A 20,671-nucleotide genomic window follows, 5' to 3' on the forward strand; every position below is an offset into this window, starting at 1 on the left:
CGGCTTGTGTGTCATATCACCTGTCTTGCATGCCTAGTTTATTAGGTCTTTTTCTATGACGTTCGACATTCAATCCATACGCAAACAATTCCCCGTCCTCTCGCGAGAGATCAACGGCTACCCGCTCGCTTATCTCGATAATGCGGCCTCGGCGCAGAAGCCGACAGCTGTCATGGATGCGATGAAAGCGCAGACCGAGCACGCCTATGCCAATGTCCATCGCGGGCTGCACACCATGGCGAATGAAGCGACTGAGGCGTTTGAGGCTGCGCGGGGCAAAGTCGCCAATTATCTTGGCGCGCCGTCTGAGAAAAACATCGTCTTCACACGCGGCGCGACGGAAGCTCTGAACCTCTGCGCTTACGGTCTGGCCGATATGATTGAGCCGGGCGATGAAATCATCATCACGCAAATGGAACACCATTCCAACATTGTGCCGTGGCATTTTCTGCGCGAGCGCAAGGGCGCGGTGATCCGCTATATTCCGGTCACGGAAGAGGGCGCGCTCGACCTCGACGCGTTTAAATCCATGCTGGGCGTAAAGACGAAAATCGTCTCCGTCGTCCATATGTCGAACGTCCTCGGCACAGTAAATCCGATCAAACAAATGGCGGACTGGGCGCATGCGGCGGGCGCGGTCATGATTGCTGACGGGACACAGGCGGCCGTTCACATGGATGTGGATGTGCAGGATTTGGGCGTCGACCTCTACTGCATGACCGGCCACAAACTCTACGGCCCGACGGCGATTGGTGCGCTTTACGGAACCATAGATATTCTCGGAAAGATGCGCCCCTTTAACGGCGGCGGAGAGATGATTGAGGACGTGTTCGAAGACCATGTCACCTATGCGGACCTGCCCTATAAATTCGAAGCCGGCACGCCGCCTATTTTGGAAGCCATAGGCCTAGGTGCTGCGATTGATTGGGTGCGACAGTTCTCACCTGAGGATATTCGTCAGCATGAAATGGCGCTCTATCATGCCGCGCGAGATGGGTTGGCGGGCATGAATTCGGTTCGAATTATCGGCACGACGGCGGATAAGGGCCCGGTTCTGTCCTTCAATCTTGAAGGCGCTCATGCCCATGATGTGGCACAAATTCTCGATAAATACGGGATCGCCGTCCGCGCCGGACAGCATTGCACCCAACCGCTCATGACGCGCTACGGCATTCACTCCACCGCCCGCGCGAGCTTTGGCATTTATAACACATTGGACGAGGTTGACCGCCTCGTGGAGGGCGTCAAAAAATGCGCCCTCTTTCTATCGTAACCCGCAGGGACTATATTCAGACTATGGATAACACGATGACAGATCGACAGAGACAGGCCGAAGCGCTCGCCAATTCGCAAATTCCGGGCCTCACGCCTGAGAATGAGGCGGGTGAAACGGCACCGAAACGTGACATCGTAGACGTGTCCGGCGCGCCGATTACGCCGCCGACAGACGAGGAAATTGAACGCATCACGGAAGATGTGATCGCGCAACTAAAATCCGTCTATGATCCGGAAATACCGACGGATATCTATGAGTTAGGCCTGATTTATAAAGTGGAATTGGAAGATGATCGCGTGTTGAAAGTCGACATGACGCTCACCGCGCCGGGCTGCCCCGTGGCCGGTGAAATGCCCGTCTGGGTACAGGAAGCCTGCGAAGTTGTGGCAGGCGTGCGCCGCTGCGAGGTCAGCATGACATTCGACCCGCCCTGGACACCTGACCGCATGTCCGATGAAGCCCGTCTTGAATTGAATATGCTATGACAGAAACAGTTACCAGAACCCGCCGTCCGCGCCCAAAACTCGTCACCCTTACGGATGACGCGGCGAAACGTGTGCGGGAAATCCTTGATGAACGCGGCGAAGGCTACCTTCGTGTTGGTGTGAAGAATGGCGGCTGCGCGGGTATGGAATATCTGATGGACTATGTCGCGGAGCCTGAGAAATTTGATGAAGTCGTCGAGGATAAAGACGTGCAGATCGTCGTTGATGCGAAAGCGGTCCTCTTCATCCTCGGCTCAGTGGTGGACTATGAGACAACGCTGCTTCACAGTCGATTTACGTTTAAGAACCCTAATCAGACGGATGCTTGTGGCTGTGGTGAGAGTGTCACGATTGTTCCGGCAGCTTTATGAGAACTGACTATTTTCGGATGAGTATTCTGCACACTGTCTGTGCATTATTGAGTTTTGCTTTGATCTTGCTTGAAAATTTACCGCCATTATCATTACTTGGAATCGTTTTTCTTCATTTCGTTTTATCAGCATTAATCGTAAAATTTGGAAAAGGCCCAAAAGCACACAGACTGGCGCGACGTGGCGCGATTGACAGTAATGCAGGATTGGGGTGGGCAATTATCAGCCTGTCGTTTTTACTACCTCTCGGCGTTGGATTTGCGGTATATTTTCTAAATGTGTTGAACTTCGACCAATCCCTTTTGGCATTTTTAGGGACGTCTTACTTGGCGCAAATTTTGGTCAACCAGATGATATTGCCGAAAATAACATCGAACCTATCATCGACTTTCGACTGATCTAATCCTCGCGATAAAAATCAAACGCGACGTCAACGTTCAAACTTCCTGTTCCCATGGATAGATCATATTCCGGCATCTCGTAGAGGAAATCGAGGCGGATGGTTTGCGTGTCGATATCGCCGTTACGCTGACGAATACCCTGTCGCCGTCCAAAATTCATGATCTGTGTCGGTTGTCCGGTCAGGTCGCCGAGATCATCCACGCCGCTGACAATCTGGATATTCGCCGTATTCGCGCGGGAGCCGAACTGGAAGCCCTGATCATTCCCGGACTCTGAAAAACTCGGCGTGAGCTTTATATCGCCGAGTTGGAGTGTCTGCGCGAAATCACCCTTGGCATCATTAAGGGTGGCGAGTGCCCGCATTGAAAACCGCGTATTTCGGGAACTGATGAAGAAACTATGCGAATAAGACCGGCCTTTGCCGTCTAAGAGGATGTCCGTATTAGGATTGAGCGTGAAGAAACTAAACGCATCCCCCGCATCCAGATACCCATCACCATCATCCAGAAGAGATGCGTTGATCGTGCTGCCGTCTTGTGTGATGCCGAATAGCATACTCTCATCATCATTGGGGCCAATCACGCCATTGCCACCAATCTCGCCCGTCACATTTGTATTGCCCGCGCGGATGTAGAAATCGATCATCTGTTGACCAACAGGGACGCAGCAAGTTTGTGTCGCAAATTGGTAATTATCATAGATGTCGTAATTATCGCCATCATGGACGACAACGCAGCCATAGGTGCGGCACCAGAAGTCCGTATCCAGAAAACTGGCATGAGCGCCAGAGGCGAGACAGGCCAAGGCGACCCCCGCCATAATGATGCGTTTACTCGGCAACATATTCCAACGAGTCCACTTTGACGCTTGTCGAGCGGAATTTATTTTGCGGTGTGAATGTATTATTGAGGTCAAAATCAATTGTATATGTTCCGGCTTCTAAAGCCTCCATATTCACCATATTAACGTTATAGGTGCGTTTGCCACCATCCAATACAACGGCGTTCAGAGGCGTTTCTCCGACGACTTCGCCCGTTTCATCCTTGACCAAAGCCGTACCTTGAAGTCTAGCATGGGCGTCTCCGTCATTTTTGATCTGCATGGTCACCAAACCAGGTTTTTCGGGGCTCAGAACAACGCTCGTCACTTCGGGTAGGCTCTTGGACGGGGTGAGCGTAAGGTAGAAGAGAGAGGCGAGCTGATATCGGTTCCAGACACCGGATGTCTCGCCGCGCTCATCCAGTTCCGGCAGCATCGTCGTTGCGAGCAGGGCAAAGCGATGATCGCCCTTATGTTCAATCTTATAAGGGGCTGAGATTTCGACTGTAACATCCTGAGATGTTTCAGGTTTTAGCGTCACAGAAGCGGGTGAGAAACGTACCCATTCTGCTGCAGACCTGTCCGTATCACCGGGCGCGTCGAGAACAAGTTGACCTTTCTCGTCCAATGTCCAATCCGCCAGAGCCATGGTCAAGCTAATCGTTTTTTCCTTATGGACGTTGCCAACCGTAATGACTTGCCGTTGACGGTCACCGGGTTTGATTGTCATTTCAACAGTAGACGGCTGAACGCCCACGCCAAAAGCCCCGGCAAATGGCGCAGAGGCGACAGCTAGCGTCAAAAGCGACGCGCCCAATGCAAGGATAGAAAATTTACGGGACAGGGTCATGGAATGGCCTAAACATAAGTCAAATTCGGTTGCCCAAATCTGACAAAAAAGGCTTTCTATGCCGTTAATTTACACATTGTCGCGACAGTCGATGAAATCCATTCATTTTTCGCTCAGGTGAGGATCGGGTATAAAAAACTCCTCCTGAGCGAAGTTTTGAGTGTCAATGAGAAGGCTGTCAGCCTTCCAAAAGGCCCGCAGGTTCTGCTGCCGCCAACATCGCCGCTTGCAGTTTCTCAAATGCGCGAGCTTCAATTTGTCGGATACGCTCCCGGGAGACGCTATAAACTTTGGCGAGTTCTTCCAGCGTCATGGGCTTTTCGGCCAAGCGACGTTTGGAAATAATATCCTGCTCACGTGCATTGAGGTCTGACATCGCATCGCGAAGGAGGTCCATCCGCGCATCATGCTCTTGCGCTTCGCCGAGGACTTCTTCCTGTGAGTCAGATTCGTCGGTCAGCCAGTCCTGCCATTGCGCAGAGCCGTCTTCGCCGCCAATTGTGACATTAAGCGAGCTGTCGCCGCCACCGGACATTCGGCGGTTCATGGAGGTAACTTCCGTCTCTTTCACGCCCAAATTCGTGGCAATTTTCGAAAGATGTTCCGGTTTCAGATCGCCGTCTTCCAGGGCTTTCATCTCGCCCTTCATGCGGCGAAGATTAAAGAACAGCTTCTTCTGCGCGGCTGTTGTCCCCATTTTGACAAGAGACCAAGAGCGCAGGACATATTCCTGAATGGCGGCACGGATCCACCACATGGCATAAGTCGAGACGCGGAAGCCTTTATCCGGATCAAATTTCTTCACGGCCTGCATCAGGCCGACATTGCCTTCGGAAATGACCTCACCAATTGGCAGGCCGTACCCTCGATAGCCCATCGCGATTTTTGCGACGAGGCGCAGGTGCGATGTCACCATCTTCTCTGCCGCAGCGGTATCGCCGTCTTCCACCCAGCGCTTGGCCAGACGAAACTCTTCTTCCTTTTCCAGCATCGGAAATTTACGAATTTCCTGCAGATAGGAATTCAGGCCCTGTTCCGGCGAAAGCGCAACTGACAATTTCATATTGCCGGTATAGGTCGCATCTTTCGTCGCGGTATTCGTGGTCAGTGTTTTTGTTTCAGCCATAATCAAGACCCTCCAGCGGTCTCATATAGGATACGTTTAGCGCGTTTAAAGGGTTCCGGGTCTGAACACTTTTTAACGAGAACGTGACGGGCCTAGTTTACGGGCAAATCGGAGAGGGCATTGAGGAGGTGCTGCATATCGGGTGGAACCGGGGCGTCGAAGCCCATCTCTTCTTTCGTGATGGGATGAATAAAACCGAGATGCCGCGCGTGGAGTGCTTGGCGTTTGAAATCTGCAATTGCAGTCCGCACAAGCTCTTCCGCCGGATGTTGCGACGTCACAAAGGCGCGTTGCTTGCCATAAAGCGGATCGCCGAGGAGGGGGCAGCCGACATGCGCGAGGTGAACACGGATTTGATGGGTCCGCCCCGTTTCTAGACGACAATCCAATTGGCTGACTTTCGGAGTACCTATACTCGCATGTTGGGCGCGGCCGAAGCCTTTCAGGAACTGATAATGCGTCACGGCGTGCCGCCCGACATCTGAGGCTTCGATATCATTGACAGTCCCGCGCACAACCGCCTGTTTCTTCCGGTCATGGGGCGAACGCGCGATACGGGAAATGACGGAGCCTGAACGCGGTTTCGGTGCGCCGCGCACAAGGCAGGTATAGACTCGGTCAATGGAATGTTTAGCAAATTGTTTGGACAGGCCCCGATGTGCCGCATCCGTCTTTGCCGCGATCATCACACCCGTTGTATCCTTGTCCAACCGATGGACAATTCCCGGCCGCATGACACCGCCAATACCAGAGAGCGTGTCCGCACAGTGATAGAGCAGGGCATTGACAAGCGTGGCATTGCGGGACCCGGGTGCAGGATGAACCGTCATGCCGGAGGCTTTGTTTAACACGATCAAGTGGTCATCTTCGAATAGGATATCAATCGGAATATTTTCCGGTTGCGGTGTGTCATCGACGGGCGGTGGAATTTGAATCGCATATTCAATATCGGGCCGAATTTTCGTCGTGACTTTACTGACAACGTTGCCATCCGCGCGGACATGCCCGGACTCGACAAGGTCGCGAATACGCGCACGGGAGAGTTCGCTCCAATTCGCCAGCCATTTATCCAGCCGCTCGCCATTATCATCCGTCGTAGAGGTGCGGGTTTCCCAGCGTGAAAGGTCATCGGTCATGAGCGCGCCTTAGTCCCGTCTGCCGTGAAGGGCAAGAATGGGTCTTCATTTGCAAGCCCCTTTACTTTGACGCGACAGCGCTGTCATAGGTGGAGAAAAACATTGGGGATTACATGACACTCTCGCTCTTTATGGCGGCACTTGGCATTGCCTTGCTCTTATTTCTCGTTTTGCGACAGAAGATGCCGGCCTTTCTCGCGCTTTTGATTGTCTCACTGCTAGTGGGTTTGATGACGGGCATGTCGCCTCTGGATGTCATAGAGGCCATAAGGAACGGGATGGGGGGTACGCTTGGCTTTGTCGCTGTTGTCGTTGGGCTCGGCGCAATGTTCGGTGCAATGTTAGAACATGCGGGGGGATTGGAAGCGATTTCATCACGTCTGCTCAAGCGGTTCGGTGATGACAAAGCCGGTTGGGCTTTGGGACTTGTCGGCTTTCTCGTGGCGATTCCTGTTTTCTTTGACGTGGCCTTCATCATGTTGGTGCCGCTCATCCAGAAACTCAGCTTGAAAACCGGGAAGGCGCTTTTAACCTATGCCCTTCCACTCCTCGCGGGGCTGGCTGTGACCCATGCCTTTATCCCGCCGACGCCGGGACCGATTGCTGTCGCAGAATTGCTCTCAGCCGATCTCGGCCTCGTCATATTTTTCGGGTTTATCGTGGGTTTGCCGACACTCATCATAGGCGGTCCTGTCCTTGCACGGTTTTATCGCAACACTCCCGCTATGACGGGAGAGATTTATGAGACACCGCCATCGGACAAGCCTTCGATTTCATTTGGCCATGCCGTTTTCGCCGTGGCCATGCCGCTCGTGCTGATCCTTCTCTCCACATTTCAAAGCCTTGACCCCGAAGGCCTGAAGCCGGGCGGGATATTAGACCGTCTTGTCGTCAAAGATTCGGATTGGCGGATGTGGTTTAAATTTATCGGACATCCGTTCACGGCACTCTCACTCGCCTGCCTCTATGTCTATGTCGCCTTTGGATTGGTGCGAAATGTTCCACGTGAAACAATTGGCAAGATCATGTCGAAGGCTTTGGAGCCTGCTGGTGTCGTCGTGCTCATCACCGGAGCCGGCGGCGTGTTTAAACAAGTCCTGATAGATAGCGGGATCGGCGCGGACCTCGCGGCGGCTGTGTCTTCCACCGGAATGCCAATCATCCTCTTTGCCTTTATCGTCGCGTTCTTGGTTCGCGTGGCGCAAGGCTCAGCGACAGTCGCAATGATTACAGCAGCGGGATTGACCGCGCCGGTAGCTTCCGTCGCAGGGCTATCATCCGCTGACACGGCCTTAGCTGTCATCTCAATCGCAGCGGGCGCAACGATGACATCCCATGTCAACGATAGCGGGTTTTGGCTTGTGAATCAGTATTTGGGTCAAACACCAAAAGAGACGCTGAAAAGTTGGACCGTCGCGACGACTGTACTCGGACTGACAGGATTAGCGGTGACTCTCATCCTCTCTCTTATCGTTTAAGCGCACCCGCACAGAGCAAGTAAGCCCGACCATTCGGAGACCCGAACACCGTCCGTAGTGCAGGTGCGGTCGGCGGGGTTGCGCCGACGCGTTCTGCGAAATCTGATGTGAATTGCGCAACGTCAGATGACAGTCCGGCGTCTTCATTCATCTTCGTTTGAAGATGTAAAATAGGGTCACTCAAACGCGCGGCGACAGCGTCAGCCAAGCCAGCTTCCCCACGGTTGATACGGGCCTGTGTGGCGTCAATGATTGTGCCGTCATCAACAATGGCCGCAGGTGAGAGTTGGATGGCGTCAAGTCGTTCGAGAATATTGATCGAGTCCTTTGGGGCCGCAGCAGTAGGACTTAAAGGGTTTATCTCTTTTTTGGTTTCCGGTGAGACAGTCTCCGGCTCTGCATCCGGGCGTTCCAGACCGCCCAACATATCACGCCAATGCCAGCCAGAGGATTTCTCCTTATTCTTAGACCGGCCAAATCCACTTTTGGGCGGTTGCACATCCCCGGGACGGCGGAGAACATCCGGATCGAAATTCGTGATTTCCGTATCCGGGGTCTCGAGTTGCATATCGGCCCCTAAATTCAGGGGCCGATCATCCGGGGTCACATCTTCCTTTGGTGCGTCGAATGTAAAGGCTGGACGCAGGGTCGAGGTTTTGCGCGGGGGCTCGACCGGCGGAAAATCGGTTTCCAGCGGGCGGAGCGAGAGCCGGGAACCGGGCGGCGGGGAGAGCGGTAGTTCCTCACTCGTCTCCCGCAGATTGTTCAACTTGGTTTGCAGCGTCTGGAGGTCCGTTTCCATTCGACCAAATTCACGCCGCATTTGGGCGAGATTGCCTTCGACCATCCGCGCCGTGCGGCCTTGTGAGGTTAGTGTATCGTCCTCTGACTTCTTCAGCTGATCAGATAGCGTGTCATAGAGTTTGCGTACATCCGTCGATCGTGTCGACGCCGCAGCCTCAAGATCGCGCAGCATGTCCTGACCCGCGGCGAGGGTTTCCTTCAACCCGCTAAGCTTTTCCTGTGTCTGAGCATTTGCTGTATCGAGAGCTTCCACGCGATCGGATAGGCCCGTTTTCATTAGCGACAATTCCTTTGCAGATGTCGTTAAGTCAGCTTTCAAGGCCTCGCTCACGCCGTCGATTTTGCGGGAGATTTCGCCCAGCTCTGCAACGCGGGCTTTCAATATTTCATTCGTAGACTGGCTCGCCGTCGATAATCCTGTTGTCGCGTCTGTCATTGAGGCTGTTACGGCCTCAAGACGCTCACGCGCAGTTTCTGACGAGCTTTCCAAACCTTTCCCCGTTTCCTCGATCTGTGCGGAGAGTGTTTCCATCTTCGCATCGAATGTCCCGGATATACTCTCAAGGGCTTGACGCTGTAAGGTAAGGTTCCGGCCGACATCCTCGGATCGGCTTGTCAATTGGAGACCCGCCGCATCCAAGGCTTGGCTCTCGCGCGTGATGGCAGTTTGCACGCCTTGCAGGGCTGTGACTGTATCGGCGAGCTGTCCATTCACTTTTGATATTTCTGCCCGAATGCCGGATGCCAATGTTTGTGTGCGGCCTAGAGCTTCGGTTTCCGGATTGACGAGGGCTTGCGCGGCTTTTGCCAAGTGTGCGTTTCGGTTCGTGAGATTGACCATTTTTCGCAAGGCGACCCAGAGGAGGGTAATGAGTATTGCAGGCAGAGCAAGAAGGACGATAAATCCTGCCATCTCCAAGAGCCCCGCATCGGATCCCGTAATCCGACTGGCAAACATTAAACCAGCGCCGGTCAACCAAAGAAGCGTAAAGGCGAGGCCTGTCCACATAATCCAACCGGACCGGACCTCTTCCAACTCAGGTCCTGCGCCCAGAACGATAGGTGCTTTTGCTTCGCGCGTTACGAAAGTCGGCACTTCTTCTTTTGCGGGCTTTGCCGTCTCAGGTTTTACCCCGACAGGGGGTAACACATCATCCGTATCCGGCTCTGCTGCGGGCTCAATGGAATAGATTTTTTTGGTGATGTCAGACAAGACGTCCCCCGACCTGCGCGTTTAACCGGATATTCTTTTATTTGCTCTATCAGACCCGAATGACCGGGGAAAGCGGCGAAGACCGCATCTGTTCCGGTGAAATGGTGGATGGGTTGATATGGCGTCTGGGCTGAATCGGGCGAGCGCAAAAGTGCGCTTGCGAGAACAAGAAATGATGGGATGGTTGCGCGACGGTATGGGCCGCGCAGATGGGCGGCTGGCCCTGTTCGACACATTTGGCGAACCCGTTGATAAAGCGATCATCCAGACCGCCATTGCGGCGGGGTTAGCCGAGCCGTGGTTTGCCAGTCCTATGCGTCCGCAATGGACGGTCTGTCGTCTGACCGCGAAGGGCCGCCGCGCCGCCACCAAATAATTGCGACAATAACCGCGAGAATGATGATCGTACTCATGGCGTCACTGACAGCATCTGGCACAGCCATGAACATAGACGGCGTGGGTAGGACTGAGCCTTCATAATTTACTACAATCGCGGCGAAACAATTATTGCCCGCATGCACGCCAATCGCGGTCTCAATCCCGTCATCCAGCCAGACCAGTAAACACATGGCAAAGCCAAAGAAGAAGTACCCGCTCATGACGATGGGCAGGGTGCCTGCCGCTGCGCCCTCCAGGGCTTCTGGGTTGGACAAATGCATGGCCATGAACGCAATGGATGTGAGGATGAAAGCCACCCACTTATTTCTTGTGAGATGAGTCAGGGCTTGGTTGAAATATCCGCGAAACACGATTTCTTCCGTCCCGGCTTGTAGCGGGATAAAAATGAGTGAGGCGAGGGCGAAGCTGAAAAAGACTTGCGCGTTAAAATTCAACCGAATTTCAAACAACCCTAATTTAGAGCCCAAGAACATAAAGGTTCCAATCACGAGCCAGCTCAGGACGAAGCCCTCGAATATCCAACCCCATCTGATTTTGCTGAGCGCATTATGGAGCGACATCACTGAGCGTTGGTGAATGACCTTTTGCATGAGATAGAGCCCGAGACAGCCGACCGGAAAGGTCAGTAAAAAGAGACTGTAAGTCAGCGGGCTTAATCCCATGGCGCGCTGCATTAGCGCCATATAATATGTGCCGTCGAGAAGACGTCCGGCCATTACAAATATGCTCGCCGAGATGATAATGGCGAGAGTAGTGAGGAGAGATAAGGCCAAGATCGCGTTGTTTCGGTCCTTAAAGTCTCCCCCTCCAAAAGCGTCTAAATGTGCTTTCTGGGCAAGATATTTATTGGAGAGCCAAACCGTCGCAACAACGCCCATGACTGACGCAATGGCAATGAGTGACGCCGTGCCAAACAGGGCCGTGTAAGTTTCCAACTCTCCCATATCGGCCATATTGACCGCCGCTTCTGCAAATTCAGATTTAAGTGTGGGATCCATGTCACCCGCAATTGTCGTCATAAGTTGGATCAGAATGGATTGCCCCAATGTCCAAATCACAATTGCGATCCACGTTGCGAATATCCATGACCACCAGACGGATCGACCTTGCTGAGTTGTTTCAAAATATTTCATGGAATGGCCGCTAACATATCATCGCTGAATGTCTAGTATGGGGTATGACCGACTCACCTGTTTCTGAAATCGATTTCGACCATCTCAACCGCTATGTTGGTGGGGACCGTGAATTGACCCGTGAAGTTTTCGGCCTGTTTCGCAATCAGGTCGACATGTGGGGGCGCAGTCTCGCCGCTGACGCCGATGATGATCTCTGGGCGAATGTGACGCATTCTCTAAAGGGCTCCGCCCGCGCTGTTGGCGCTATGAGTTTGGCCGAAGCCTGTGAACGTGCGGAGAGCCTCGTCGGAGATGACCGACGTCCCGGCGCGCGGGAAGTCGCCGTAGACACTCTCGAACAACGAATTGAACAAGTTCTCGCCGAAATTATTCGCTGGGAATATAACGATGATATGGCCCAGCTTCGGTCTTGATGGTTTCTAAAACGAAAAAGGGCCGCCCGTGAGGACGACCCTTTCGATCCAAGAGCGCGTGAAGCTCTTTATTTTATTGGCGTCAGCCTATGGTACGAAGACAGTGTAAGTGACGTCGGCAAAGACTGTACCGGCACCCTGGCTGAGGTCATATCCACCTGCGCCGCTATCCAATGTATAGACGCTGTTAAAGCGGACTGATTGCTCGGACAGTGATCCGACGGAGGCTGCTGTACGCTGTCCACCTTGGAAGACTTTTGTGGCTGCGCCGTTAATATCGCCGAGGTCGAGGACCGCTGTGTCAAAACCGTTGTTTGACGGCAGTGTTGCAAGACCAAGCGGGTCAGACGGGTCGAGCACGGTTGCGGAGCCTGTTGGATCCTGAGCTGCGGACCCGAAAGCCAAGCTGGCTGCATCGCCGTCAACAACGTTACCGGAAACTTCGATACCCATGGCAAGCTTGATGTCATCATATGTTGTGCCGTCAAACAATTCGCCGGATCCGCCCAGACCTGTTGCTTCGGCATAGATGTCGAAAGCAGCGTTGGACGCAACGTAGAAAGACGATGTGTGCGACGCTGGACCGACCATGCCATCAACATCTGTTGCGGAGTCGATACCGAAAGCGGAGAGTGTGTCGCCCGCATCCAAAACGCCGTTTGCGTTATCATCGGAATAAACGCCGCCGCTTGTTGCGCCGGAAACGTCTGAACCCGCTCCGCCAACACCAGTTGCGGAGATGGGTGTGAGTGAGCCCGTCACAACAGCTGTCACGTCGCCTGAGATCAGGTCAGCACCGGCTGTACCGGAAGCCGGGGTAAGAAGCACAAAGTCGGAGACGACAGGGGCTGTTCCGGTGCTATCGGCACCCCAAACAACAACGACACCCAGGACTTGGAAGAAAGGACGGTCGATAACAGAGGCATAAGCTGTTCCGGCCATGAGCGAAGCGGCAACACCGCCTGCGAGAGCAAGTTTTTTCAAAGACATTTTTACATTCCCAAAGTTTACAATTCGGGAGTCAGCCACCCGATTGAGAATGGAAATAGCAAAAATCTATTCTTATCCGGTTTAGGAACATCCTTAGCGACTGTTCAAAAATCAGGGTTAAGAAACTGTTTCTGAAAAGGCCCTGTCCGAAGACGGACGTAATCAGGCCCCATTCCCGACAAGAATCAGATATAAGTCAGAGTAGACATAATGATTTGAGGGGCGGGTATGACTTCCACGACATTAAAATTTGGGGCTGGTATCCTGCTTTTTTTATTGGCGGGATGTATTGGATATTACCTCTTTCCTGCCTCTTCCAGTTCAAGCTTGATCCAAGCAGACAAACGTCACCCTCTTGCGGTCGTCGAAACGCAGGTGGAAGCTTCACCCGAACCCATCACTATAGAAGACGAACCAACTGAACCCGCTATTGAGTTAGCTCAACCCGTCTTGCGCTATATAGGGTGGCAAACTGTCGACACGAACGGCACGTCTGAGGCCTGTTTGGAATTCGATAAATCCTTTAGCGCGGCGCAGGAAACAGACTTGAAATCATATTTCAGACTTGACCCTGTCACCCCATTCTCGCTTCGCGCGACCGCAGAGCGTATTTGTGTGCTCGGGTTGGATTATGGTCAAACCTATCAGGTCGAAGTCCTGGAGGGTCTCACGGCGGATGACGGAACGATCCTTCCGCGTGACCGTCGTGTCAGTGTGAGCTTTGAGGATAAGCCATCTTTTGTCGGATTTGCAGGTGACGGTATTATCCTGCCTGAGACAAAGGGTGCGCGGCTGACTCTCAAAACGGTCAATGTGGAGAAACTCGACCTGACCCTCTACCGCATTAATGACCGTATCCTCTCGCAATATTCTCCTAACCAAGGCGAGCAGGGCACGGGTGATGATTATGTCAGCACTTATGAAGGCAATAATCGCCGCGTCGAAGTCTGGTCCGGTAAGTTAGATGTTGAAGCGGACCGCAATCAAGTTGTGCAAACACCTTTTGATCTTCAGGATAAAATCTCTGACCAAGGGCCGGGGGCCTATATCCTCATTGCGCGACATGCCGAGACGGGCAAACCGGACTACCAAATTGCGAAAGCCTTGCGATGGATTATCTCAACGGATCTGGCGCTCACGAGTTATCGCGGGTCCGATGCGCTACATGTCGCCGTGCGCTCTATAAAGACAGCAGGGTTACAGCCCGGCATTCGGCTCGATCTCATCGCGGGCAATAATGAACAACTCGCAGAGGTCATGACGGACGGGCAGGGACGAGCCGTTTTTGATAACGCCATCCTCTCCGGCAAAGGTCCGCTCGCACCGCGTATGGTTATGGCTTACGGACCTAACGGAGATTATGCCGTCCTCGACCTCTCCCGTGCGCCGCTCGATTTAAGCACGATGGATGTACAGGGCCGTGAAGGGGCGGGGGCATTTGACCTCTATAGTTTCACAGACCGGGGTATTTATCGTCCCGGCGAGACGGTGCATTTAAACGTTCTTCTTCGCGATAGTTACGCAAATGCGATTGAGGGACGAACGTTAACATTAGACATCCTCCGTCCGGACGGATCAGAAGACTCCAGCCGCGAATTACCCGCGCAAGGACAGGCAGGAGGGTATGTCACCTCCGTTGATCTTCCGGCGGATGCAGCCCGGGGTATCTGGAAACTCCGCGTTGGTGTGGAAGGTACGGACGCCGTTAAGGTCCAGAAAATTTCCGTCGAGGATTTCGTACCGCAGCGACTGAAACTTGATCTTCTTCCTGAAGATCAACCCGTTCTCAAATCGGGTGAAACGCGACGTCTCTCTCTTGATGCGCAATTCTATTATGGTGCTCCGGGGTCAAATTTAGAGACCGAGGGCGAAATCCGTGTGCAACGTGATCCCAATCCGTTTCCAGAGTTTAGCAATTACAGTTTTGGCGATGTGACAGAGACTTATCAGGAACAGTTCATTCCTGTTGACGTCCCGATGACGGATGATGAGGGACAAGCGGGTCTCACATTTAAACTGGCTGAAACTGAAACCCGTTCAACCTATCCGCTTCGTGCATCTGTCATCGCGGGTGTCGCCGAACCGGGTGGCCGCTATGTTCGCGAAAATCGCTTCATCCCGGTGCGACCTCTCGATCTCTATACAGGGTTTGATCCAAAATTTGACGGACGTGCAGATCGTCAGCTCGCCGCCCAAATTGATCTCATCAGTCTGAATGCGGCGGGCGAACGGGTTGCGGCGGACCTGACTTGGACGCTTGTCAAAGAAGAACGCGATTACAATTGGTATCGCCAATATGACCGCTGGCAATATCGTGTCCGCACCTCGAATATTTTCATGGATAAAGGCGAGATACGCATTGAGACGTCCGCACCTACAACGTGGTCCAGAAAACTCGATTGGGGGAGTTATCGTCTCGAGACGACGGATGCGTCCGGCGCGAAAGCCTCTTTCCGATTTGGCGTGGGCTGGTCCAATTCTGACGGGTCCAGCGATGCGCCTGACAGAATACTGATCGGTGCAACCGAGCTGCCTGAAAAACCGGGCGGCGCGTTCACGCTAAACCTGAAAGCACCCTATGCGGGACGCGGCGATATCGTCATTGCCGACCACACGGTACGTACTATCCGTACAGTCGAAATTCCGGAAGGCGCATCATCTCTAAGATTACCTTATGACCCGGATTGGGGCCACGATGTCTATGCGATGGTGACGCTCTATACCGCATTTGATGACGCTAATAATAAGAGCGTGAAACGTGCCGTGGGCCTGACGCACATCGGTCTGGATCGCAGCGACCAGACTTTGGACATCGCGATTAATGCGCCAGACCGTATCGCACCTCGCGTGACACTCGAGGTCCCGATTGAAATCTCGGGCGCTGCCGCAAAGGAAAAAGCGTGGGTCAGTCTCGCGGCTGTCGATGAGGGTATCCTCGCGCTCACGAATTTCCGTTCACCCGATGCAGCGGAGGCGTTCTTCTCAAAGAAAGCCTTCACACTCGACATTCGCGATGATTATGCGCGCATTCTCAATCCATATCTGATGCAGGGCGCACAGCGTAGTGGCGGCGACTCCATTGGTGGTGCTGGCCTCTCCGTCGTGCCAACGCAGACCGTCGCACTGTTCCAAGGGCCGCTGATGCTTAAAAATGGCAAAGCGACCATCTCGCTCGACCTCCCGGACTTTAACGGGGAACTCCGCCTGATGGTGACGGCTTGGACAAAATCAGCCGTGGGCAGTGCCTCGCAACCGATCAAAGTCCGCGATTCCGTTCCGGCCAATCTTTCTCTGCCGCGTTTTCTCGCGCCCGGTGACACCGCCGTCGCGACTCTAGCGCTTGATAATATTGACGGCGCGTCCGGTGTTTATCGTGCGAACATCGCTGCGCTTGGATTGCTGGAGGCTATGAATACCCGTTTCGATCTGCAACCCGGCACACGTGATCAGACGGGCATCTATATCTCTGACGCGAAAGAAGGAATCTATAATTTCACGACCAAGATTTCCGGTCCCGGTGGGTATGCGATTGAAACGGATTATCCGATTGAAGTGCGCTCGCCCTATCGCCCCATCCTGCGGCGGTCGATTCATGCATTGGAACCGGGGGAGAGTTTTGCGCTCAATCCTGACCGGTTAGACGGCTATAATATTCTAAGTGCGGATGTGGATGTGTCCGTCGCGCGTTTGCCCGGTTTATCCGTCCAACCCTATCTCAGCAGCCTGTCGCGCTATCCCTATGGTTGTACCGAACAGACCGTGAGCAGCGCCATGCCGCTCCTCTTTGTTGAAAATCTGGGGGGCTTCTCGGACACGTCCAATGCGACGCTGAGACAGCGTATTCAGAGCGCCATTGCCAAAGTCTCCTCTCGACAAAGTCGATCCGGAGAATTTGGTCTCTGGTCCGAGGGCGACGGATATCTCTCGCCTTGGCTGCAACTCTATGTGTCCGAATTCTTGGTCGAGGCAGAGAAGAACGGATTTGAGGTGTCAGAGGCTGGCCTGTCTTCCGCATTGGATGCAGCCAAGAGCTTGTCTCTCATGGAAGATTATTCCAATCTCAATCTCGCCTTCCCGAATGAAAACAGCCGCAGACGTGCAGAACTACGCCGGGCGGAACAGGCGGCTTACGCGCATTATGTTCTAGCCCTTGCGGGTCGCCCGGATGCCTCCGGCGTCCGTTACGTCAATGACCGTTTTGGCAAGACGATCGACAGTCCGATAGCGCAGGCCTATCTCGGCGCGGCCCTGTCCCGCATCGGCGATGCCGCCAGAGCCGAAGCCGCCTTTACCCGCGCACAAGACCGCATTGGCGATGACATTCCTTATGATTATTACGACTCTGCCGAACGCGACGCAGCGGCGGTTCTTGCCATTGGGGGTAATGATCTCTCAGATGATATTGCGGAAGTTATTCTCTTGAGGTTGGCCGATCTCGATCCCGCAAAAACTTCAACTCAGGAAAAGAGTTATATCGTCAGGGCGATGTCGAAAATCACGCAAGGCGATGAGGCGGTTTCCATCTCATCAAAAGGCATTGATTTAGACGATGCGACGGCGTCGCTGCTCGGATCAGATATGTCCGCTGATAAATCTATTATGAATACTGGCGATAGTCGACTTTACGTCACATTGGATATTGATGCGACTCCTCTGACCGCGCCGGAGCCCATCTCCGCAGGTTTTGACGTCAAGAAGACGCTCTATTCGCCGAGGGGGGAAGTCTTGTCCGTTTCGCAACTCCAAAGGGGTGACCGCGTCGTCGTCCTTTTGGAAGCGAGGTCGAATTACACGGCGGAAACGATGATGGTTATGGCCGATCTTCTGCCCGCCGGGTTGGAGATTGAGACCGTTCTCAATCCACCCGATGCGGGCGAAGAAGGCGCGTTCAAATTTCTCGGCGAACTGTCAGAATTCGATATGCAGGAAGCGCGGGATGATCGGTTTATCGCCTCAGACCGTTGGATGAAATGGGAACGGGACCGCCGGACTTTCCGTGCGGCCTATATTGCGCGGGCGGTGACTGTCGGTGATTTCATCATGCCCGCCCTTATCGTGGAAGATATGTACCGCCCGACTCGTGTCGGAACATCTAAAGCCTCGCGCATTACTATTGATCCGGCGGGCTCAAACTAGGTGCGGAAACTCGCAGGATATCTGATCTTAGCAGGCAGCGCAGTTCTGAGCCTATGGTTTGCACAAGCGCCTGTATCAAAGTCTGACCTGTCCGCGACGTCCCCAATCCTGCTGGATCAGAATGAAACCTGGTTGAATGTTCGAACGATTGAAGGCGGCACATGGCGCATTGGGGCTGATTTGGAGACAATTGACCCGGCCTTCTTAGACGCACTCATTGAGATCGAGGACCGCCGCTTCTACACGCATTCAGGCGTCGATGGAGCTGCTATATTGCGGGCGCTGAAAAGTTGGCGGGAGGAGGGTGATATCGTCTCTGGTGCGTCGACAATTACGATGCAACTCGTGCGTCAATATAAGCCCCGACCGCGGACGATGCGGTCCAAGATGATTGAGAGTTTCGAGGCCTTGAGATTCGAGCTTCATTTCACGAAATCGGAAATTCTTGAGCAATATCTCACTCGCATTAGTTATGGCGGGAACATTGAGGGGATTGAGGCGGCCAGCCGGATTTATCTCGGCAAATCCGCCAAATATTTATCACATGATGAAATTGCTTTGCTCATTGCACTGCCCCAAGCGCCGGAAGCCCGTCGTCCGGATCGGAATGCACAAGGCGCGAAGGGTGGCCGTGACAGAATTCTGAAACGCTTGGCGCAGGCGGGTTTGTTAAACTCTCAGGCTCTCACCGAAAGTCTTGCGGCGCCAATACCACTCGCAAAAACTGAACTTCCCAATGCGGCATGGTTGACGGCGGAACGGTTAGTTGACCAAGGCCGGACTGTCCGCAGTTTTATTGAGCCCGCATTGCAACGCTCTCTCGAAAATCGTCTCTCCGATTATGTTGACGGGTTGCCCGAGCCCGTAAATGCATCGGCTATCATCGTCCATGCGCCTACTCGCGAAGTTCGGGCCCATACCGCGATTGGACGGCACGACCATGATGGGGGCTGGTTGGATATGACGGCAGCGATCCGATCCCCGGGGTCGACGTTGAAGCCCTTTGTTTATGCCCTCGGCATGGATGATGGCCTCATCGGGCAAGATACCCGTTTACGGGATGCGCCGAGTCGGTTTGGGTCTTACCGTCCCGAAAATTTTGACCGCCGCTATTACGGCGATGTGACCATGGCGCAAGCGTTGCAACATTCTCTGAATGTGCCTGCCGTCGGCATATTGGACCGTGTCGGTGGGCGTCGTTTGGATGCAACTTTGCGCGCTGCGGGAGTGTCACCCAGCCAGACGGGGCCGGGCGCGGATGGGGCTGATGCAGGCTTGGCTTTGGCACTGGGCGGAACGGGTCTGTCTGCCAGAGATTTAGCAGTGCTTTACACAGCCATTGCAAATGACGGTTTGGCTGCGTCTTTGAAATGGACGTCAGAAGATAGCGCATTTGATGAGTCTTTCACGCTCCTGCAAAAGGATACCGCAAAGACATTGCGCGACATCATGGCCGCCGCGCCGAGGCCTGCCGGGATCCTGCCAACATATCTTGGGTTCAAAGCACCTGATGTTGGTTACAAAACGGGGACCTCATACGGATTTCGGGATAGTTGGGCGGCGGGACTTTCCGGTGACTACGTTGTCATTGTCTGGGTCGGGCGGCCGGATGGAGGGCCACGACCCGGTGTGACAGGTCGGGATGCGGCCGCGCCGCTCCTCTTTGAGATTGCAAATGATCTCACTTATAAATCGGCGAAGAAGTCGTTGCGTGTTGAAAACAGGACGACAGAGAAACTCGCCTCTGCGGATGAAGCGGCTCCCGTTATCCTCTTCCCCGCAGATGGAACAGAAATTGCCATTTCAGACTTTGGCGAAGACTCAGAGGGCGTCGATCTCGTCATACAGTCAGCCTATGAGAACCCGCGTCTCTATGTGGATGATAAGCCTGTTGAACGAACGCGTCACGGATTTCGGTTTTTACCGGATGCGCCCGGTTTCTATAATCTCGTGGTCGTCGATAAAAAGGGCCACAAGACACGGGGCACGTTTCGCGTACTCTCAACCGAGGATATCTCTCACCCGGGTTTTTAGAGCGTCGAGTTCTTCGCTGAACCAGTCATGTTTTTTGATCCAAGCATTATTTCGCCAGCTCGGATGTGGGAGGGGCATGAGGTTAGGGCCGTAATCTGGCCAATGTCGAACCGTCTCCGTCAGGTTGCGATGCGCACGCTCTCCCAAATGCCATTTCACAGCATACATCCCGATGATGAGCGTGAGTTGGATGTTGGGTAGAGCGGCCTCCAATTTCTCCTGCCAAAGCGGGCCGCATTCCTTGCGCGGGGGCAGGTCACTGCCATGTTTGTCATAGCCCGGAAAACAGAACCCCATTGGCGTAATGGCGAAATTATCCGGATTATAAAAACTCTCACGATCTACGCCCAGCCAATCCCGCAATCGATCTCCCGACGGATCGTTAAAGGTGAGTGAGCTATCATGCGCTCGAATACCGGGGGCTTGTCCGATTATGCGAATGCGGCTGTCGCGCGACGCTTGCAGGACGGGGTTGGGCGTCACGGGCAGGGGCGGCACCACAGTCGCGCAGACGTTACAGTTTCTTATCTCGGCCAAAAGGCAAGATGTGCCGCATGAGGACGATATGCCGGAGTTGTTATTTCGCATTCTCTTTTGATAAGC

17 protein-coding genes are annotated in these 20,671 nt (G+C 53.7%); 9 read left to right on the forward strand and 8 right to left on the reverse strand.

The features are described from left to right. Positions 1-55: 55 nt before the first annotated feature. Genes ACP9M6_RS09970 through ACP9M6_RS09985 form a run of 4 tightly spaced genes read left to right on the forward strand, consistent with a single transcriptional unit; the run spans position 56 to position 2,530 of the window. A complete protein-coding gene (locus ACP9M6_RS09970; protein ID WP_427450722.1) occupies positions 56-1,273 on the forward strand; it encodes an aminotransferase class V-fold PLP-dependent enzyme in 1,218 nt (405 codons plus the stop codon). A gap of 35 nt (positions 1,274-1,308) precedes the next feature. Then, positions 1,309-1,761: an SUF system Fe-S cluster assembly protein gene (locus ACP9M6_RS09975; protein ID WP_427454778.1), complete on the forward strand. Its 453-nt coding sequence runs from the start codon at positions 1,309-1,311 to the stop codon at positions 1,759-1,761. Then, a complete protein-coding gene (locus tag ACP9M6_RS09980; protein ID WP_427450724.1) occupies positions 1,758-2,132 on the forward strand; it encodes a HesB/IscA family protein in 375 nt (124 codons plus the stop codon). The genes ACP9M6_RS09975 and ACP9M6_RS09980 overlap by 4 nt, the downstream gene beginning before the upstream one ends. Positions 2,133-2,149: 17 nt before the next feature. Next, positions 2,150-2,530: a hypothetical protein gene (locus ACP9M6_RS09985; RefSeq protein WP_427450726.1), complete on the forward strand. Its 381-nt coding sequence runs from the start codon at positions 2,150-2,152 to the stop codon at positions 2,528-2,530. Between the two features lies 1 nt (position 2,531). On the opposite strand, the gene ACP9M6_RS09990 is transcribed toward ACP9M6_RS09985, so the two are convergent. The 4 genes from ACP9M6_RS09990 to ACP9M6_RS10005 all read right to left on the reverse strand — a co-directional run bounded on the left by ACP9M6_RS09990 (position 2,532) and on the right by ACP9M6_RS10005 (position 6,465). Further along, the gene (locus tag ACP9M6_RS09990; protein ID WP_427450728.1) at positions 2,532-3,377 is read right to left on the reverse strand and encodes a hypothetical protein; all 846 of its coding nucleotides are present in this window, start codon (positions 3,375-3,377) and stop codon (positions 2,532-2,534) included. Beyond that, the gene (locus tag ACP9M6_RS09995) at positions 3,364-4,203 is read right to left on the reverse strand and encodes a hypothetical protein (protein WP_427450729.1); all 840 of its coding nucleotides are present in this window, start codon (positions 4,201-4,203) and stop codon (positions 3,364-3,366) included. Before ACP9M6_RS09995 ends, ACP9M6_RS09990 begins: the two co-directional genes overlap by 14 nt. A 178-nt stretch (positions 4,204-4,381) precedes the next feature. After that, the gene (gene rpoH, locus ACP9M6_RS10000) at positions 4,382-5,266 is read right to left on the reverse strand and encodes an RNA polymerase sigma factor RpoH (protein WP_427454779.1); all 885 of its coding nucleotides are present in this window, start codon (positions 5,264-5,266) and stop codon (positions 4,382-4,384) included. A 155-nt stretch (positions 5,267-5,421) separates the two neighbouring features. Further along, positions 5,422-6,465, reverse strand: coding sequence for an RluA family pseudouridine synthase (locus tag ACP9M6_RS10005; RefSeq protein ID WP_427450731.1), 1,044 nt, complete (start codon positions 6,463-6,465; stop codon positions 5,422-5,424). A 113-nt stretch (positions 6,466-6,578) separates the two neighbouring features. Between ACP9M6_RS10005 and ACP9M6_RS10010 the strand changes: the two genes are divergently transcribed. After that, positions 6,579-7,943 (forward strand): GntP family permease, encoded by a 1,365-nt coding sequence (locus ACP9M6_RS10010; protein WP_427450733.1) that lies wholly within the window; start codon positions 6,579-6,581, stop codon positions 7,941-7,943. On the opposite strand, the gene ACP9M6_RS10015 is transcribed toward ACP9M6_RS10010, so the two are convergent. Next, positions 7,933-9,960, reverse strand: a complete 2,028-nt coding sequence (locus ACP9M6_RS10015; protein WP_427450735.1) for a hypothetical protein — start codon at positions 9,958-9,960, stop codon at positions 7,933-7,935. The two genes, ACP9M6_RS10010 and ACP9M6_RS10015, sit on opposite strands and share 11 nt — an antisense overlap. Positions 9,961-10,078: 118 nt before the next feature. On the opposite strand from ACP9M6_RS10015, the gene ACP9M6_RS10020 reads away from it, so the two are divergent. After that, positions 10,079-10,336 (forward strand): hypothetical protein, encoded by a 258-nt coding sequence (locus tag ACP9M6_RS10020; protein WP_427450737.1) that lies wholly within the window; start codon positions 10,079-10,081, stop codon positions 10,334-10,336. Here the strand turns inward: ACP9M6_RS10020 and ACP9M6_RS10025 are convergent. Continuing rightward, on the reverse strand, positions 10,272-11,492 hold the full coding sequence (locus ACP9M6_RS10025; protein ID WP_427450738.1) for a CPBP family intramembrane glutamic endopeptidase: 1,221 nt from the start codon (positions 11,490-11,492) through the stop codon (positions 10,272-10,274). The two genes, ACP9M6_RS10020 and ACP9M6_RS10025, sit on opposite strands and share 65 nt — an antisense overlap. Before the next feature lie 44 nt (positions 11,493-11,536). Here ACP9M6_RS10025 and ACP9M6_RS10030 point away from each other — a divergent pair, with 44 nt between their 5' ends. Beyond that, positions 11,537-11,908 (forward strand): Hpt domain-containing protein, encoded by a 372-nt coding sequence (locus ACP9M6_RS10030; RefSeq protein WP_427450740.1) that lies wholly within the window; start codon positions 11,537-11,539, stop codon positions 11,906-11,908. 87 nt (positions 11,909-11,995) lie between these two features. Here ACP9M6_RS10030 and ACP9M6_RS10035 read toward each other — a convergent pair whose 3' ends face one another. Beyond that, positions 11,996-12,898 (reverse strand): hypothetical protein, encoded by a 903-nt coding sequence (locus ACP9M6_RS10035; RefSeq protein WP_427450742.1) that lies wholly within the window; start codon positions 12,896-12,898, stop codon positions 11,996-11,998. 228 nt (positions 12,899-13,126) lie between these two features. On the opposite strand from ACP9M6_RS10035, the gene ACP9M6_RS10040 reads away from it, so the two are divergent. Together ACP9M6_RS10040 and pbpC are read left to right on the forward strand one after the other, a co-directional pair. Beyond that, positions 13,127-18,034, forward strand: a complete 4,908-nt coding sequence (locus ACP9M6_RS10040) for an alpha-2-macroglobulin family protein (RefSeq protein ID WP_427450744.1) — start codon at positions 13,127-13,129, stop codon at positions 18,032-18,034. After that, positions 18,035-20,068, forward strand: a complete 2,034-nt coding sequence (gene pbpC / locus ACP9M6_RS10045) for a penicillin-binding protein 1C (protein WP_427450746.1) — start codon at positions 18,035-18,037, stop codon at positions 20,066-20,068. On the opposite strand, the gene ACP9M6_RS10050 is transcribed toward pbpC, so the two are convergent. Next, the gene (locus tag ACP9M6_RS10050; RefSeq protein WP_427450748.1) at positions 20,036-20,656 is read right to left on the reverse strand and encodes a uracil-DNA glycosylase family protein; all 621 of its coding nucleotides are present in this window, start codon (positions 20,654-20,656) and stop codon (positions 20,036-20,038) included. The genes pbpC and ACP9M6_RS10050 overlap by 33 nt on opposite strands. Positions 20,657-20,671: the final 15 nt, after the last annotated feature.

Source organism: Litorimonas sp. WD9-15 (assembly GCF_050271975.1).
Classification (GTDB): domain Bacteria; phylum Pseudomonadota; class Alphaproteobacteria; order Caulobacterales; family Maricaulaceae; genus Litorimonas.

Coding starts and splice junctions, on each gene's coding strand:
- ACP9M6_RS09970 (WP_427450722.1), top strand. CDS start 56: ATGACGTTCGACATTCAATCCATACGCAAACAATTCCCCGTCCTCTCG.
- ACP9M6_RS09975 (WP_427454778.1), top strand. CDS start 1,309: ATGACAGATCGACAGAGACAGGCCGAAGCGCTCGCCAATTCGCAAATT.
- ACP9M6_RS09980 (WP_427450724.1), top strand. CDS start 1,758: ATGACAGAAACAGTTACCAGAACCCGCCGTCCGCGCCCAAAACTCGTC.
- ACP9M6_RS09985 (WP_427450726.1), top strand. CDS start 2,150: ATGAGTATTCTGCACACTGTCTGTGCATTATTGAGTTTTGCTTTGATC.
- ACP9M6_RS09990 (WP_427450728.1), bottom strand. CDS start 3,377: ATGTTGCCGAGTAAACGCATCATTATGGCGGGGGTCGCCTTGGCCTGT.
- ACP9M6_RS09995 (WP_427450729.1), bottom strand. CDS start 4,203: ATGACCCTGTCCCGTAAATTTTCTATCCTTGCATTGGGCGCGTCGCTT.
- rpoH (WP_427454779.1), bottom strand. CDS start 5,266: ATGAAATTGTCAGTTGCGCTTTCGCCGGAACAGGGCCTGAATTCCTAT.
- ACP9M6_RS10005 (WP_427450731.1), bottom strand. CDS start 6,465: ATGACCGATGACCTTTCACGCTGGGAAACCCGCACCTCTACGACGGAT.
- ACP9M6_RS10010 (WP_427450733.1), top strand. CDS start 6,579: ATGACACTCTCGCTCTTTATGGCGGCACTTGGCATTGCCTTGCTCTTA.
- ACP9M6_RS10020 (WP_427450737.1), top strand. CDS start 10,079: ATGGCGTCTGGGCTGAATCGGGCGAGCGCAAAAGTGCGCTTGCGAGAA.
- ACP9M6_RS10025 (WP_427450738.1), bottom strand. CDS start 11,492: ATGAAATATTTTGAAACAACTCAGCAAGGTCGATCCGTCTGGTGGTCA.
- ACP9M6_RS10030 (WP_427450740.1), top strand. CDS start 11,537: ATGACCGACTCACCTGTTTCTGAAATCGATTTCGACCATCTCAACCGC.
- ACP9M6_RS10035 (WP_427450742.1), bottom strand. CDS start 12,898: ATGTCTTTGAAAAAACTTGCTCTCGCAGGCGGTGTTGCCGCTTCGCTC.
- ACP9M6_RS10040 (WP_427450744.1), top strand. CDS start 13,127: ATGACTTCCACGACATTAAAATTTGGGGCTGGTATCCTGCTTTTTTTA.
- ACP9M6_RS10050 (WP_427450748.1), bottom strand. CDS start 20,656: ATGCGAAATAACAACTCCGGCATATCGTCCTCATGCGGCACATCTTGC.